Genomic DNA, 16,466 nt, shown 5'->3' on the forward strand with positions numbered 1-16,466 from the left:
ACTTATTATAATTTTTCAGACTTTTCCAAATAAGATAAGAGTTTATAAGCAATATCAATCCTTTCAGAGTTAGGATAGTTTTTATTGGCAAGAATTACGATACCAATTTTTTTCGAAGGAACATACATTACATAAGCTCCAAAACCATTTGTAGCCCCGGTTTTATTAATCAATACATCTGTTATCGGTTTTTGATGTGGTAGAATTTCCTTCACAGGATTGGGCTTAAAGGCCATGTCTGCCGAATTCCCTTTTTGAAGCTGTTCCAGTGTTACTGGGTAATGATATTGCTCCCAAATAAGATCCTGCGTCATTTCTGAAGTATTAAAGTAGCCCGTATGAGTATTTATTATTGCGGCAGATAATTTACTGTCAATGTTTCCTATTCCCATATTGGCATCCACAAACGTAATCATATCCTGTGTACATGATTTCACCCCATACGCTTCATTTGCCAAAACTCCGGGGGTTACACGTATTGGTTCATCATTTTTGTTATAACCGAATGCATATTGACCCACATTGGCTGCAGGTACCTCATAAAAAGTATTATTCAATCCCATTTTAGAAAATACATTTTCAGTCATTGCTTTTGTAAAGGGTTGTTGAAATGTTTTTCCTGCAATTACTCCTAATAGACCAATGCTTGGATTGGTGTATATCCTTTGGGTACTTGCCGAATAATCAGGTTTCCATGTTTTATAATAATGGATGAGCTGTTCATTATTCTTAATCTCCTCAGGCAATTGTAATGTAAATCCGCCTGCTGTGTGTGTACCCAGGTTGTAAAGTTTTATTTGATCAAAAGCTGTGTTCTTCAGTTCAGGCATGTATTTGCTTACGGGATCGGATAAATTAAGTGTTCCGTTAATTTGTGATAAACTGGCTAAAGTAGCCGTGAAGGTTTTGCTTACTGAACCAAGTTCAAATAACGTTGTATTGGTAACTTCTATCTGGTCTGCTTTTGAAGCCAGTCCGTAATTGAAAAAACGGTGTTTCCCATCTACTGTTATGGCAAGGCTCAACCCTGGAATTTCATTTTTTTCCATTATAGGTTTCACCAAAGCATCCAAATAATTATTAAGGTCTGATGTAGTCTCTTTCTTGGGACTATTACAGCTTGACAAAAAAGATAAACATAATACCCCAATAGATATGTTTTTTAAACTTCGCATAATTTTAAGATTTTATAATTGAATTTTTTACTATTAGAAATTTTCGAAAATTTTAAGCGAAAGTAAAAGGAATTTGTTGATAGTGTTGTACTACAATTGTACTACAATGATTTAATGTTTTGAATTTTAGGCTTTTGTAATTTTATTGAAGAGCTTTTGAAATAGCAATGAGTTTGTAGAAAAGAATTATCTGAAAGGAAATTATCTTTAAGAAAGAGCTGATGAATTGGTGTATGATGAATTGGCTATCTCAAAAGTATGATTCTGATGAAGGAAGAATCTCATGAGATAACATGAGATTTTTCACTACATTTCATTTCGTTCTGAATGACAGATGTCTAATGATTTCACTTTGAAACAATCTGTTTTATCTCAAATGATGATAATAAATGAATCTTAATCTTCAGCAAAAAACGCATTAGAACTCCCAATCCAAATCGCATCTTTTTTATTGAAATCCACATTTACCATGGCTGCTTTTGTCATTCTTCCCAGATTTTCCAGTAGAATAGGGCGGTCATCATTTTCTCGCCAAATATATAACAAACGGATTTCTGCTTTTGAAAATTCACCATTAATATCTTCAAATAAGGGTTCGTAGGTTACTTTTCTTTGCAGAATGTAATTTTCCTTATCTTCAATAGCCTCAGTGATTTCTTTCGTTGGATTTAAGTTAACACCACTTCCCGCAAATGAAAATAATGGTTTCAATACAAAATTTTCAAGGCTTTGGTTTTCCGGAAATTCATGAAGGAAGTAACTTTTAGGAACAAATTGATGTGTTAATAGCGGCAAAAGGAATTTTGAAATTTTAAAAAACCAGTTTGGATGAGTAATCCATTTTACATCTACTTCTTCACGGAAATCAAACTCTGTTTTAAGATCCTGAATTCTGTTTAGTTCATCAAATATGACACGATTATAGATTCTTTTGATCTCAATGAGTTTTCCATTGTTTTCGTAATAAAGCTTTTTCCCTTCCTTCTTTACTTTGGTCAGGCATACTGTTTTAATACCTAATAACTGTTCTGTCAAGGCAAAGTCAATAGCTGTTTTCTGTTTTTCAGGGAAGATCTCAAGAAGAATTACGTTTTCCGGATTTTCATCACCTACAATCAGATCTTTTAAATGCTGTTTAAAGTCTTCATGAGACATAGCGTTTTTGATGTCTGAAAGGAAAGGATATACTTCGCAGAACGTTTCTTCATAAATCTTTTGGAAGGCATATAGTGATGGGAAGGCCTGAAGTTCGATTAATTGCGGTTCAATGTCCCCGTTTTCATTTTTGCAGACTCCAAAATCAATGGTGAAAAAATGAGGCTGATCTGTATCGTTAGGAACTCTGCAATTATCAGGAATTGCATTCTGAAGGGTTTCCGCTGGAATCGCTTTAATTTGGTTAATGATACTTTCACTCGCGTCAAGCAATTTGCCTTCAAATTCTTTAGTAAGGAAAATTGGACTTTCTGAAATCCTGAAACCAGGCTCAATACCGCCTTTTTGTTTTAAAATTTCTTTAAGCTGTGTGTATTTTTCATCTGAAAACTCTTGATTGAACTGCTTTCTGTATTTTGGGATCATATTTTTTCTTTTGTGATGTTAAAAAAATCGAGCAGCAACGCCCGATTTGATATTATAAATGAATTTAACCACAAAAGTCACAAAAGCTATTATCTTTAAGAGCATAAAAAGAATGGACAATTATTTCACCTAAGATGAAAATCAAGATTTTCAAAAACGCTTACGTGTACTTTTAAAACAGTTAGTAGTAACTTAAAAAGAACTTAAGTGTCAAAACTTTTGTGACTTTTGTGGTTGATGTTAATCTTTTAAGCCAAAGACTCAACTTTCTTCAAAATGTTTTTTTTTGCGAACTGAAGAAATCTTGGAAGAATCTGGTGTCTGGTCAGGATGATTTTATCTTCATCATCTATTCTGTCCATCGTTTCGAGATACTTTTCCATGCCGAAGTTTTCAATCATGGCTTCTCTGTTCTTATCGTCTTTAAGATTTTCTATTAAAGCCTGAGGACTTGCTTCCGGATGAAACTGGGTTCCGAATATCTCATCAGAAAAACGAACAGCCATAACCGCTCTCTCCAGATTGATGTGTGGGCGGAACTTTTCAATAGCCATAACCGTCATTCCCAATTCCTCAAAACGATCATGATCCGGCTCAATGAACTGATAAGCTCTGGAATCTACCGCATAAAAAGGATTCTGAAGGTTTTTGAATAAAAATTCTTCTTTGCCTTCATCAGTTTTGTGTATTGGCATTACTCCAAAAGAATAGGATTTTCTTTTACAGATATTTCCTAATTTCCAGTGAATACTAGCCAATTGAAACGAATGACAGATCAGGAAAAGATATTTTTTATCTTCATTGTATTTATTATGTTCAAAAACGGAATCTAAAAAATAAGCAAACCTTTCTTCCCACTCAAAACCTTCGCGGTGTGGAGTACCTGGTCCACCTGAGGAAATAAAAATATCAAAGTCTCCAATCTCCGGCATTTCATCTTTAAACCTCACATCAAACGTCTTGATGATTACATTTTCTTCAGAGTTCTGCTGAAACGTTTCGGAAATTTCTTTAATGTTTCTAAAGCCTTGATTGACATGGTTGTTGTTCATATCCAGCAAAGCAATTCGAATATCTTTCATTACATCATATTTTTTGTAAAGTTACCAAAAATATTATGAAGCGGCTTCACCATGTGTTATACCGTACTCTGTTTCAGAGATCATATAATCCACAACCTTAGTAAGATCGCCGGTTTCCTTAAAGATCTGAAGTTGACGATCCGCACCCGTTCCGTTTTCAAGAATTTTCCAGGCATATTCAACCTCTTTTCGGCATCCTAAATCGTCTACCACATCATCAATAAATTCTAAAAGTTCTTTTAATAAAACAGGATAAGGAACAGATTCTTCTTTTCCAAAATCAATCAGATGAGCTTCAATACCACTTTTGGAAGCGCGCCACTTATTTTCATTTAATAAAAGTCTCCTGTAGCTTCTGAAACTTAGGTTTTGCTGATGAAGTTTGTAAATTTTAGCCACTAAACTCTGCATAATGGCAGCAAGACATACGGTTTCATCAATTCTTAATGGCATATCGCAAATCCTGAATTCAATAGTAGGGTAGAATGGATGGACTCTTAAATCCCACCATATTTTTTTAGCATTGTCGATGGTTCCTGTTTTTACAAGAAGATCAACATAGCTGTCAAACTCTGCTACTGAGTTGAAGTAGCTTGGAATACCGGTTCTGGGAAACTTAACGAAAATTTCCTGTCTGTAGGATTTAAAGCCTGTATACCTTCCAATCCAGAAAGGAGAATTGGTGGAAAGAGCATAGACGTGAGGCAGAAAGTAACGCATTACATTCTGAATTCTTACGCCTTCTTCACGGTTGGGAATTCCAATATGTACGTGAAGTCCGAAAATAAGATTTTCACGGGCAACATCACCCATATCATCTACAATTTTGATGTATCTTTCTCCTTGGGTAATACTATTGTCCGACCAATGTGAGAAAGGGTGAGTTCCGCCTCCGGAAACACGCAGTCCCTGTTCATGGGCTGTGTTGATGAGATGCCTTCTTAAATTGGTTAATTCCGCTCTGGCTTCCTGTATATTCTGACAGATTCCGGTTTCCATTTCAATCATGGATTCGTGCATTTCGTGCTTTAAATTTTCACTCAATACCGCTTTTCCACCTTCAATGATTTTTGATACGTGAGAAATCAGATCTCTGCTTTCAACATCAATGATCTGATATTCTTCTTCGATTCCAATAGTAAACTGATGATGCATTGTCTTGTGTTTTTTTATTCTTTTTCAATATTATTTTATGGAATCTTTCACGAAGGTTCCCCAAGTGATATTGGGTTTCCCAGGAACATATTCCTTGGCTTTTTCAATCGCCAGTTTAGCGGCATGTTCTATAATCCATGCAAAATTCTCTTCTCCTACTGAATTTCTGTCTGCATCGGGAGCAGGATTACAGAAATCGATAGCGTAAGGAATTCCGTCTCTTACAGCAAATTCTACGGTGTTAAAGTCATATCCTAAGGCCTCATTCATCTTAATCGTATAATCATGAATGGTTTTCAATAACTTTTCAAGTTCTTTACCTTGTGTCTGATGGGTAGTTGCATATCTCAGATGATGTGGATTTCTAGGCTCGTAAGGCATGATGTGAACATATTTTCGGCCTAAGCAATAGACTCTGTAGTAGTCGTCAAACACAATTTCTTCCTGAACCATCATCACCAGCTGTTCAGTTTCACTAAGCTTGTTCCAAAGGTCATCCGGATTCTCTACTCTGTATACACTTTTCCATCCGCCGCCATCATGAGGTTTCATATAAGCTGGAAATCCTACATAATTGAAAATATATTCCCAGTCATGAGGGAATTTAAGGTTCCTGAATGAGGTTTCCGAAGTGTCAGTGGGTCTTTCATGGGATGGAAGCAATACGGTTTTCGGCAACGGAATTCCTAATTTGCTCATGAGTGCATTATTGAAAAACTTTTCATCAGCACTCCACCAGAACGGATTGTTGATTACATAAGTGCCATTAAGTGCTGCATTTTTCAGATAAGCTCTGTAAAAAGGAACATCCTGCGAAATTCTGTCGATGATTACTGCGTATCCATAATCTGCACCCTGTTCAAGTTTGTCAATAGTAACAGGTTCAGCCACTATATCTCCACCACCCATTTCATTAACCTTGTCTATGAATGCCCAGGGAAATGTATCTTCCATACCGAATAGAATTCCTACTTTTTTTGTCATAATTGTTGTTTTTAATGGTATATATTTTTTTCTATTTTTCCTTTTTATGTGTATGATAAATGACTTTCAGTCTTATATTAACCACCCCGTCAAATCTTTGATTTGACACCCCTCCGGAGGGGGGAATATCACACCTTCAATGGTGATATTCGGCAAAATTGAAAATCTAAGATTTTCAAAAAGCTTAAGTGCACTTCTCAAACAGTTAGTAGTCCCTTAAATAACTTAAGTGTTAAAAACTTTTGTGCCTTTTGTGGTTATATTTCACCTAAGAGAAATAAGCTCCAATAAAGGTTGGGAAAACCATTCTCCACAATGGCCAATCATGACCAATCCATTTTCTTTCATCATACCAGAACTCAATGCCTTTTACCCTTAAGATTTCAGCCATTTCAATATTCTTGTCCTTACAGATATCCTGATCCGAAGTACTCAATACAATATGCATATGTTTGTATTTCCAGGCTTCGTCATTTCTTATAAATTCCCTTGGGCAGTTGAAATACACCAGATCATCGGAATAACCATCCATGAAATTCCTTATACTGAAAGCTCCCGAAAGACAAAACAGATGAGAAACCACATCCGGAAACCTAAAGGCAAAATTAGCAGCATGATAGCCTCCGAAACTGGCTCCGGCCACTGCTACACGATGGGTTTTATGAAGCTTTTGGATGTACGGAACAAATTCCAGTATCAAAAACTGTACATAGCGTTCATAGTTTTTAATTCTCTGCTGCGGAGAAATTTTTTCATCATAAAAGCTCCAGGCATCAATAGTCTGAATGTTATAAAGTTTTACTTTTCCCTGCTCGATAAACCAGTTGATACTCCCGTTAAGGTGGAAATCATGGTTTTGGGTATATTGCCCTTGGGAAGTGGGAAACATAATAATAGGATGGCCGTAATGTCCGGTCACTTCTACTTTAAGACTTGTCCCCAATATGTTGGAATAGTAATCTGTATGTTCTATATGAGGCATTTATATTTTTACTTTAGTGATTGTATATAGTTAACTGCTCAGTTTGCTGGCTTTAGGAGGTAGAATATTAAGCATTTCAGCATTAATCTTTTCCGCTGCGTTGTCTAGCCTTTCTTCTACTACAGAAGCCTCACTGGATTTGTAAACAATCCCGACATGATAATCTATGGGAAGAAACTTTACGGCTTCTTCACATTCAAATTTGCTGTAATCAGGTTCTTTATCCTTAATAAGAGCAACAATAAGTCCTGCATAATATCCTGTAGGAGGAGAAACATTATAGTTTTCATTCCTTAAAAGAGCATCTTCAATTTTAGCCCATTCTCTCCATATATTAATGTTGCTTGAAGCTTCTACTAAATCAGGAATATGAGCACCACCTACTCGTGAGGAAGTTTCCAGGAAATACCATTTTCCATCTTCTTTTCCGCGGATGAATTCTGTATGGGTAGCTCCGTTAAGAAGTCCGAAGTTAGAAAGTACTTTGGAATTGATTTCTTCCAGTGCTTTAAATTCCTCAGAATATCTTCCTAATGTTTTGGATCTGAAAACACCGCCTTCATGGGATACCTGCATCGGAGGAGCTAGATACTTTGATGCAGAAGTAAAGACAATTTCTTTGTTGAAGGTCAGGCTGTCCACATGATATACATCTCCCGGTTTAAAGCTTTCCAACAGGAAAAGATGACGTTCTTCACCAAGTACATCAAGTGCCTCATGAAGCTGTTCTTTGGTTGTAATCTTTTTGATTCCTGATGCAGATGCTTCTGAACGGGGTTTCAGTACCCAAGGTGCGGGAACTTTTTCTACAAATTCGTTCACTGTATCATCATTGAAAACGGCCGTAAATTCCGGAACATTAATGCCTGAATCTTTTGCTTTTTGGCGCATGGCCAGTTTATCTCTGAAATAACGGTGGGTAGTCTGTCCCATTCCCGGAATACGAAAGGTTTCCCGGATAAGGGCAGCCTTTTCCACATCGTAGTCATCAAGAGCGACTACAGCGTCTACTTTTCTGGTTTTCATCAGGTGTGAAAATCCCTGGATCAGATGTTCCAGATTCCATACCGATGGTTTGATTTCAGGCATATAAAATACCTCATCAATGGCATGCCAGGGCCAGTTTTTTTCTTTAAGATTTTCTGATGTTACTAAGATGATTTTATTACCGAGCTGCTTCATTTCATCCATGAAATCATAGCCCTTGTAATAGCACGAAATACATACTATAATTTTCTCCCCCATATAATGTTTTTTAAGTTTTAGTGAATTATCAAAAATAAAAGCAAATCTTTATTATTTGATTAATATCAAAAATTAAAATATGATATGCTTTTCTGAATCACTAATCAAGTATACAGAGAATTTTTGTAATAAACTAATTTTTAGTGATAATTTTCAATTAAATCCGTGAGCAATTGAACCCCATAACCAGTCGCTGCTTTTTCCTTAGCATACCCTACATTTCCAAAGGCTACTCCGGCAATATCTAAATGTGCCCATTTAGGGTGATTTTCAATAAAATGCTCTAAAAATTTGGCTGCAATAATACAGTCTCCAACAGGCTTTAGGGACATGTTTTTTAAGTCGGCTACATCAGATTGTATATCATCTTTCCAAACATCCCATAACGGTAGATTCCATAGTCTCTGGTTGGTGTGATCTCCGGTTTTTATCAAAAGGTTTTTAAGTTCCTCATTATTGGAAAATAGAGCTCCACAGGTATCTCCAAACATTCTTACTGAGCTTCCTGTTAAAGTTGCTAAATCAATCAGGAAATCTGTTTTGTAGTTTTTGGCTAAATAGGCGAGTCCATCAGCAAGAATCAGTCTGCCTTCTGCATCGGTATCCATCACTTCTATGGTTTTTCCGTTATAGGCAGTAATGACATCGCTTGGAAGCAAAGCTTTTTCAGAAATAGCATTGTCTGTAATAGGGAGAACAGCAACAATATTAACCGGCAGCTTCATTTCTGCCGCATAGATTAAAGTTCCTAAAACAGCAGTTGCCCCACCCATATCAGATTTCATATAATGCATATTGGTGAAGGGTTTCAGAGAAATTCCTCCAGTGTCAAACAAGACGCATTTTCCAACCAAACCGAATGTTTTGGCATTTTTAACCGTGGTTTTATATTCCAAAATGGTGAAAGCTGCATCATGAGCACTTCCTTGATTAACGGCAAGGTAAGCTCCAAGACCTAATTCTTCGCATTTCTTTCGGTTAAAAACAGTGTATTTTAATTCATATTTTTTAGACAGGTTTTTAAGATATAAACTGAAGGTATCCGGTCTTTTTAGATTGGCTGGCTTATTCATCCATTCCTGACAGGCAATTTGTCCGTTGCTTAAAGCATCAGCTCTCTGACTGATATCATCCTGCTTTTTCTGACTTAAATTTTCGAAATGAAGTTCAAACTTTGCATTCCAGAAAGGATGATTTTTTTCAAAAGGATAATTATAAGTCCCAATCAATAAACCTTTCACAAATTCTTCAAACTGTTTTTCATGGAGGAAATCTGCAAGTAATAAAGTAGGAACTGCTTGTAGTTTTTCCTTTTGAGTTTGAGAAAACTTCACAGCCACTTGCTGAAGCTCGAAATTCTGTAAAGTAGATTTTCCAAGTCCGATAAAGTAAGTGATTCCTTCTTCATGAGCATTGATGAAAACCTCATACTTTTTTCCTGTGAAGAAAGTGGCAATATTTTTATTGAAATTTTTACCGGTTTTGGTCCATTCCTCTTCTGTGAATAAATGGAAAATCTGAGTGTAGTTTTTATTTTTTTTGTTGATTAGTTTCATAAATTTAGTTCTTAATGCTTTGTTGTTGTGGTTTTACTTCTACGGGGTTTTCTGTGTTGTCATAGAACAGCCATTCAATAGCTCTGGGGAATTCCTGTGACCAGTAAAATTCACTGTGGGTTCCTTCAGGATTGATATTGGTTCTGAATTCAAAATCGAAAAGGTTCTTTTTCTCCCATCTTTTCAGATATTCTTCAAAAATATGAATTCTTTTGACCATTTTAGATCCTTCCTGACCGCCGCCATATAAGTATATTTTTGTTTTAAATGGAACCCGGAAGCTCATCATTGGAAAGTTATTGTTCGGTTCTACCCAAAGAGAAGGCGAGAATATTAATAATTTTGAATACACTTCAGGATAAAGAAATCCACTGTAGATACTGATTAATGCTCCTAGCGAGCTGCCGCCAATTCCGGTATTGTCGCGGTCTTTTTTAGTGCGGTAATTTTCATCCACGTAAGGCTTTAAAGTGTCGGTGATAAAGCGAATGTATTTCTTGCCTTCCGAGCCATTGGCCACATTGTCATTATCAAAGATGTATTCTTTAATCCGCTCTTCGCTCCCATGTTCTATAGCGATAACGATAACATCACCACGTCCATATTCTGCAAGAATAGAGAGTTTTTTATCAATTTCCCAGTTTCCGAAACCACTTCCCTCATTGAACAGGTTTTGAGCATCCTGAAGGTATAAAACAGGATAACTTTTATCCGAAGTATGATAATCATAAGGAAGCACTGCCCAGATTTTGCGGTAACGATCCAGTTGCGGGATGTAGAATTTTTCGGAAATCACTTCAGCTGTAGGGAAGAACTCTTTCTTAAAAGGTCCCCAGTTTAATCTCCATTTTTCTATGGTATCTGATGTTTTCTGTAGTGATTTTTTTGCTTTCCGGTTAGGGGTGATATTGCCATATTTATCCAGTTCTACGTTTTCCCAGCCTCCTTTGGTGAATTTGTACTCAATTTCATCACCAAGCTTTTCGTCTTCAATTTCTATGAAATAGTGACAGGAATCTGACTGTTGGAGCTGAAAACGATAGTCTTTGGGATTCCAATTATTGAAATTTCCAGTGATAAATACGGGTCTGTCATCTTTTTCATCAGTATAAAGTTCGAACCTCATCATAAGTGTTTAATAAATTGTTAGATTGCTAAATTTATAAAAAAAGATTGTTTGGGAATCATAAAAAAGTGAATTAAAAAATGATATATTTGATAGGAAACGAAAGAAGGAAACTAACTTGATAATTATTTGACGAATAATTAATCGCTAATGTCAGTATTTTTCGTAGTTTCAGACAAAATATAAATACAAACTGATCTTGATGAATTCTGTTAAAACCTATACGCTTTTCACCGATCATGATGTGTATCTTTTTAAAGAAGGTAGACATTATAAGCTGTATAGTAAATTTGGGACCCATTCTGTAGAAAAGGATGGTGTAAAAGGAGTTTATTTTTCAGTTTGGGCACCTCATGCTAAAAAAGTTTCTGTGATAGGAGACTTTAATAATTGGAATCATAAAGATCATATTCTGTTTCCAAGATGGGACGGATCCGGGATCTGGGAGGGCTTTATAGAAGACTTACCCTGGGGAACTTTATATAAATATGCTATTGAAACAGCAAGAGGAGAAATCTTAGAAAAAAGTGATCCTTATGCTTTAAGCTGGGAACAGAATATTCAGGCAGCGTCATTGGTTTCTACAACCTGGTATGAATGGAATGATAAGGATTGGATGGAGAACCGTGGAGGAAAAAACAGTCTGGATGCGCCGATATCTGTTTATGAATTGCATTTAGGTTCGTGGGTTAGAGAAGGTGATGATCCTGATAAGTTCTTGAATTATCGTGATATCGCAAAGAAACTCGTTCCTTACATAAAAGAAATGGAGTTTACCCATGTAGAATTTATGCCGGTGATGGAGTACCCCTATGATCCAAGCTGGGGATATCAGATCACGGGATTTTATGCGGCTACTTCACGTTTCGGTTCACCACAGGACCTGATGTTCCTGATTGATGAGCTTCATCAAAATAATATAGGCGTTATCCTGGATTGGGTACCATCCCATTTTCCGGGAGATGCCAATGGACTTCATCGTTTTGACGGTTCCTATTTATATGAACATGAAGATCCGAGAAAAGGATTTCATCCCGATTGGAAATCACATATTTTCAATTATGGAAGAAATGAAGTGAAATCTTTCCTGATTTCCAATGCGATGTTCTGGCTGGATCGTTATCATGCGGATGGCCTTCGTGTAGATGCGGTAACTTCAATGCTTCATCTGGATTATTCAAGAAATGAAGGTGAATGGGAACCTAATATATATGGTGACAATGTTAATCTTGAAGCGAAAGCCTTTCTACAGGAGTTTAATACAGCTGTTTACAAAGAATTCGGGAACAGTATTATAACGATTGCCGAAGAAAGTTCAGATTTTCCTATGCTTACCAAACCTGTTCATGATGGCGGAGTAGGCTTTGGAATGAAATGGATGATGGGCTGGATGCATGATACATTGGATTATTTCAAAGAAGACTTTGTCAACAGAAAGTTCCATCATCATAAACTTACATTTGCTTCCATGTATATGTATAATGAAAATTATATGATGCCTTTGTCTCATGATGAAGTGGTACACGGAAAAGCAAGTCTGATCTATAAAATGAAGGGTGATGAATGGCAGAAGTTCGCCAATCTTCGTACCTTGTATGTATATATGTATACCCATCCGGGCGCTAAATTGCTTTTTATGGGTGATGAATTCGGGCAAACCAGCGAATGGAATTTTACCCGAAGTCTTGATTGGCATTTGTTGGAATATCCCGTTCACAAAGGATTGCAGGATCTGGTAAAAGAGCTGAATCATTTATACAGAACTGAATCCGCTTTATATGAAAATCAGTTTGATAAACATGGATTTGAATGGATAGAAGCAGATGATCTGGAAAACTCAGTGTATGTTTATCTTAGGAAAGGAAAAAGAAAAGATGATGTCTTGATGACCATCTTAAATCTGGCTCCAAAAGTCTTGGATTACAAAATAAAGATTCCCAACGGAACCCACTGGGAAGTAATTTTTAACTCCGATGATGAAGTATACAGTGGAAGTGGAGTTATATCCGAGGTACTGGAAGAAAAATATGAAGACGGAACAGAGCATCAAAAGTTTATGACCATCAAATTACCGCCCCTGGCAGGAGTTATTTTGAGGCAGCAAAAAGATAAAAAATATAAATTACACAGAATTAAACACAGAAGATAAAAATGGTTATCTATCATTTAAGCACAGAATGTTATCCTATAGCAAAAGTGGGTGGACTGGCAGATGTTGTCGGGGCACTTCCGAAATATCAGAATAAAATAAAAGGAATAGATGCCAAGGTGGTAATGCCGTGGTATAACAAACCTTTTGTTCATGAACATGAATTCGAGGTCGTATTTGATGGATTTATTCATCAGGGATCCAATATGCTTCAGGTTCAGGTAATGAAGGAAAAGACCAATGTGCTGGGATTTGAACTGTATATGGTGAGAATTCCCGGGTTGTTGGATAGAGACAATCCTTATGGCTATCAGGATGAAAGTTTCCAGTTTTTGGCTTTTCAACAAGGTATTCTGCATTGGTTGTGTGCCATGGAATTAAAGCCTGATGTTCTTCATTGTCATGACTATCATACAGGGCTGGTTCCTTTTATGGTAGAACATTGTCCGGAATTTAGCTTTTTGCAGGGTGTAAAAACCATTGGAACTATTCATAACGGAGAATATCAGGGAATGATGAGCTGGAGTATGGCGAATTATATGCCTTCATTTGATGCCTATAAATGGGGATTAATGGATTGGAACGGTTTTATGAATCCATTGGCCAGTATGATTAAATGTTCCGATGCCTTTACTACTGTTTCTGAAGGATATCTGGAAGAACTTTTTATCAGCTTCCGCGGACTGGAAAGTCTAGTTCGCCAGGAATTTGGGAAAGCATATGGAATCATCAACGGAATTGATGCCGAAGTCTGGAATCCGGAAACCGATCCAATGCTGGATTTTAACTTTAACAGTAAAAATGCTGTAGCCCAAAAGAAGAAAAATAAAGAAAAGCTTTGTAAAGAATACGGCCTGAACCCAAAACTACCTCTGTTTGCATTCATTGGAAGGTTTGCTACAGAAAAAGGAGCAGATCTGTTACCGGATGTAGTATGGAAAAGCATAAAACAAAGCTATGGAGCTTTAAATATTATGATTCTTGGCTCAGGAAATACTTATATTGAGAATAAACTTAAGGAATACGACTATACCTATACCAACTTTGCTTTGGATTTAGGATATAAAGAACATCTTTCTCATAAGATCTATGCCTCGGCAGACTTTCTGTTGATGCCATCAAGAGTAGAGCCTTGTGGTTTAAATCAGATGTACTCTATGAGATACGGAACCGTTCCGGTAGTAAGGTATACTGGTGGATTGAAAGATACAGTAGAAGATATTTCAACCGGTGGAGCAGGACTGAATTTCACATATCCCGGTGTAGATGATATTGTACATGCGATGAACAGAGCACTTGGAATCTATAATCAGAAAGGAATCATGGAAGAACTTATTCATGCCAACATGAATTTTGATTTTGCATGGGAGAAATCTGCAGAAAAATATATAGCTTTATATAATAGCTGATATGACACGAGTTTTTTCTTTTTTATCAATCGTAATCCTGTTGTCTTCCTGTAAAAAGGAAGATGATGGACTTCGTAATGGCTACTTTTGGCTATATGGAGCAGGTCTTAAAGATATATATGAAGAAGAAGCAACGAGTGGTATCTCTGAAAAGTGGAAAATAAAATGGGTAGATGCCGGAGGCTGTACGATTGATTATGAAACTCTCAAAAAGATAACGGCAACCAATAAAAAAACTCGCGCAGCCATTGAAAATAAATATGGCAAAGGTTGGGATGTAAAATATAATAAAGATGTTGAGGATTTTATGATGAAGCGGGTGGATGTAATGGATGTACTTATTGTAAACAAACTCTTCAGAAGCAAGCTTAGAGATCATAATATTCCCATTGATGATGTAGATAAAGAAATAAAAGAGCTTAATGATAAGGGACAATATGAAGTAGCTGTAATTAATCCGAAACTGGAATATGAAAATAAAATATGTTTCAGAGTCAATGTAGATACCAACAACAGAACAGTAAACTTAATACAATAAAAAAACGCAATATATTTATGAACCGAAATGTAATCTCTATTGTACTGGGAGGAGGCAGAGGAACAAGATTATTCCCTTTAACGTATTCCAGATCAAAACCGGCAGTTCCTATTGCAGGAAAGTACAGGCTGGTAGATATCCCTATTTCAAACTGTCTCAATTCAGGATTGAATAAAATTCTGGTACTGACTCAGTTTAATTCAGCGTCTTTGAACTCGCATATTAAGAACTCTTATCACTTTGATATTTTCAGTCAGGGTTTTGTAGATATTCTGGCTGCTGAGCAAAATGTTGAAAATGACAGCTGGTACCAAGGAACCGCAGATGCCGTACGCCAATCCATGAAGCATCTTGAAAAATATAATTATGACTATATCTTAATTCTTTCCGGAGATCAGCTTTATCAGATGGATTTTCGTGAAATGCTAGATTTTCACATTGAAAGCGGAGGTGATCTTACCATTGCAACCATTCCGGTTAATGCGAAAGATGCCACTGGTTTCGGGATCTTAAAATCAGATGACGAAGGAAATATCACTTCTTTCTACGAAAAGCCGAATTATGATATGTTGGAAGGTCTGCAATCTGAAGTTTCAGAAGAAAATAAACACAGAGGTAAAGAATATCTGGCCTCTATGGGAATCTATATCTTCACCAAGACCATCCTTAAGAAAATGTTTGACGAAGGAGCAGGCGATGATTTCGGAAAAGATATTATTCCAAATTCTATTGGAAAATATAAGACATTAAGTTATCAATATGAAGGATACTGGACGGATATCGGAACTATAGAGTCGTTCTACGAGGCTAATCTGGACCTTTGTCTGGATCTTCCGCAATTCAACCTGTTTTCCTCTTCTCCAATCTATACAAGAGCGAGGATGCTTCCACCATCAAAAATCAATGGTTCTTATGTAAGTAAGGCTGTTTTCGGAGATGGATGTATCATCATGGCAGATAAAATTGAAAACTCCGTGATTGGAAACAGAACAAGAATAGATAAAGGGAGTACCATTGTTAATTCATACGTAATGGGAGCTGATTTCTATCAAAATACCACGGAAATCGTTCTGAACGACAGAGGTGGCCGCCCAAATATGGGAATCGGGAAATACTGCTATATTGAAAAAGCAATCCTTGATAAAAACTGCTACATTGGCGATAATGTAAAGATTATCGGTGGAAAACATATTCCGGATGGAGATTACGGAACCTATTCAGTACAGGATGGTATCGTAGTCGTGAAAAAAGGAGCAGTAATTGCACCAGGAACACATATTGGGTGATAAGTAAGGAAGAGGAGGCTGGAAGTTATTAAAGTCGAAGTGATAAATATATTTTTTCTTTATTGATAGCTTCGGAAATAATATTTTCAATCAAAGATTTATTAGTAATCATTTGAATAACAATAACTTCCAGCTTTCTGTACCCCGCTTCCAGTCTTTAACTAGGTTAATTATTGTTAAACCTACAACTAGAGTGAT

Annotated in this window: 13 protein-coding genes; 4 read left to right on the top strand and 9 right to left on the bottom strand. The window is 36.5% G+C overall.

Annotated elements, in window-relative coordinates; all coding sequences use genetic code 11:
• Positions 1–5: 5 nt before the first annotated feature.
• From ampC to BLS98_RS10550, 9 genes are all read right to left on the bottom strand, one after another.
• Entirely contained in the window at positions 6–1,175 is a 1,170-nt protein-coding gene (gene ampC / locus BLS98_RS10510; protein ID WP_089736255.1) for a class C beta-lactamase, read from the bottom strand.
• A gap of 396 nt (positions 1,176–1,571) precedes the next feature.
• Positions 1,572–2,756, bottom strand: coding sequence for a hypothetical protein (locus BLS98_RS10515; RefSeq protein WP_089736257.1), 1,185 nt, complete (start codon positions 2,754–2,756; stop codon positions 1,572–1,574).
• 248 nt (positions 2,757–3,004) lie between these two features.
• Entirely contained in the window at positions 3,005–3,838 is an 834-nt protein-coding gene (locus tag BLS98_RS10520; RefSeq protein ID WP_089736258.1) for a type 1 glutamine amidotransferase, read from the bottom strand.
• Between the two features lie 33 nt (positions 3,839–3,871).
• Positions 3,872–4,993 carry a carboxylate-amine ligase gene (locus tag BLS98_RS10525; protein ID WP_089736260.1) on the bottom strand — a complete coding sequence of 374 codons (1,122 nt, stop codon included), beginning with the start codon at positions 4,991–4,993 and terminating at the stop codon, positions 3,872–3,874.
• 30 nt (positions 4,994–5,023) lie between these two features.
• Entirely contained in the window at positions 5,024–5,977 is a 954-nt protein-coding gene (locus tag BLS98_RS10530) for an ATP-grasp domain-containing protein (protein ID WP_089736262.1), read from the bottom strand.
• Between the two features lie 268 nt (positions 5,978–6,245).
• Positions 6,246–6,959, bottom strand: coding sequence for an alpha/beta hydrolase-fold protein (locus BLS98_RS10535; protein WP_089736264.1), 714 nt, complete (start codon positions 6,957–6,959; stop codon positions 6,246–6,248).
• A gap of 30 nt (positions 6,960–6,989) precedes the next feature.
• Complete coding sequence (locus BLS98_RS10540; protein ID WP_089736266.1) at positions 6,990–8,204, bottom strand: ATP-grasp domain-containing protein; 1,215 nt, start codon at positions 8,202–8,204, stop codon at positions 6,990–6,992.
• Between the two features lie 140 nt (positions 8,205–8,344).
• On the bottom strand, positions 8,345–9,760 hold the full coding sequence (locus BLS98_RS10545) for a M17 family metallopeptidase (protein WP_089736268.1): 1,416 nt from the start codon (positions 9,758–9,760) through the stop codon (positions 8,345–8,347).
• 4 nt (positions 9,761–9,764) lie between these two features.
• Positions 9,765–10,886: an alpha/beta hydrolase-fold protein gene (locus tag BLS98_RS10550; RefSeq protein WP_089736816.1), complete on the bottom strand. Its 1,122-nt coding sequence runs from the start codon at positions 10,884–10,886 to the stop codon at positions 9,765–9,767.
• A gap of 202 nt (positions 10,887–11,088) precedes the next feature.
• Between BLS98_RS10550 and glgB the strand changes: the two genes are divergently transcribed.
• From glgB to BLS98_RS10570, 4 genes are read left to right on the top strand one after another with little or no spacing between them, the layout of a single operon-like run.
• Entirely contained in the window at positions 11,089–13,035 is a 1,947-nt protein-coding gene (glgB, locus tag BLS98_RS10555; protein ID WP_181575084.1) for a 1,4-alpha-glucan branching protein GlgB, read from the top strand.
• Between the two features lie 2 nt (positions 13,036–13,037).
• Entirely contained in the window at positions 13,038–14,444 is a 1,407-nt protein-coding gene (locus tag BLS98_RS10560) for a glycogen synthase (protein ID WP_089736272.1), read from the top strand.
• A gap of 1 nt (position 14,445) precedes the next feature.
• Positions 14,446–14,982 (top strand): FEKKY domain-containing protein, encoded by a 537-nt coding sequence (locus tag BLS98_RS10565; RefSeq protein WP_089736273.1) that lies wholly within the window; start codon positions 14,446–14,448, stop codon positions 14,980–14,982.
• 17 nt (positions 14,983–14,999) lie between these two features.
• Positions 15,000–16,268: a glucose-1-phosphate adenylyltransferase gene (locus BLS98_RS10570; protein ID WP_089736276.1), complete on the top strand. Its 1,269-nt coding sequence runs from the start codon at positions 15,000–15,002 to the stop codon at positions 16,266–16,268.
• The last annotated feature ends 198 nt before the right edge of the window (positions 16,269–16,466 follow it).

The sequence above is a fragment of the Chryseobacterium jejuense genome (assembly GCF_900100075.1).
In the GTDB taxonomy this organism is placed as follows: Bacteria; Bacteroidota; Bacteroidia; order Flavobacteriales; family Weeksellaceae; genus Chryseobacterium; species Chryseobacterium jejuense.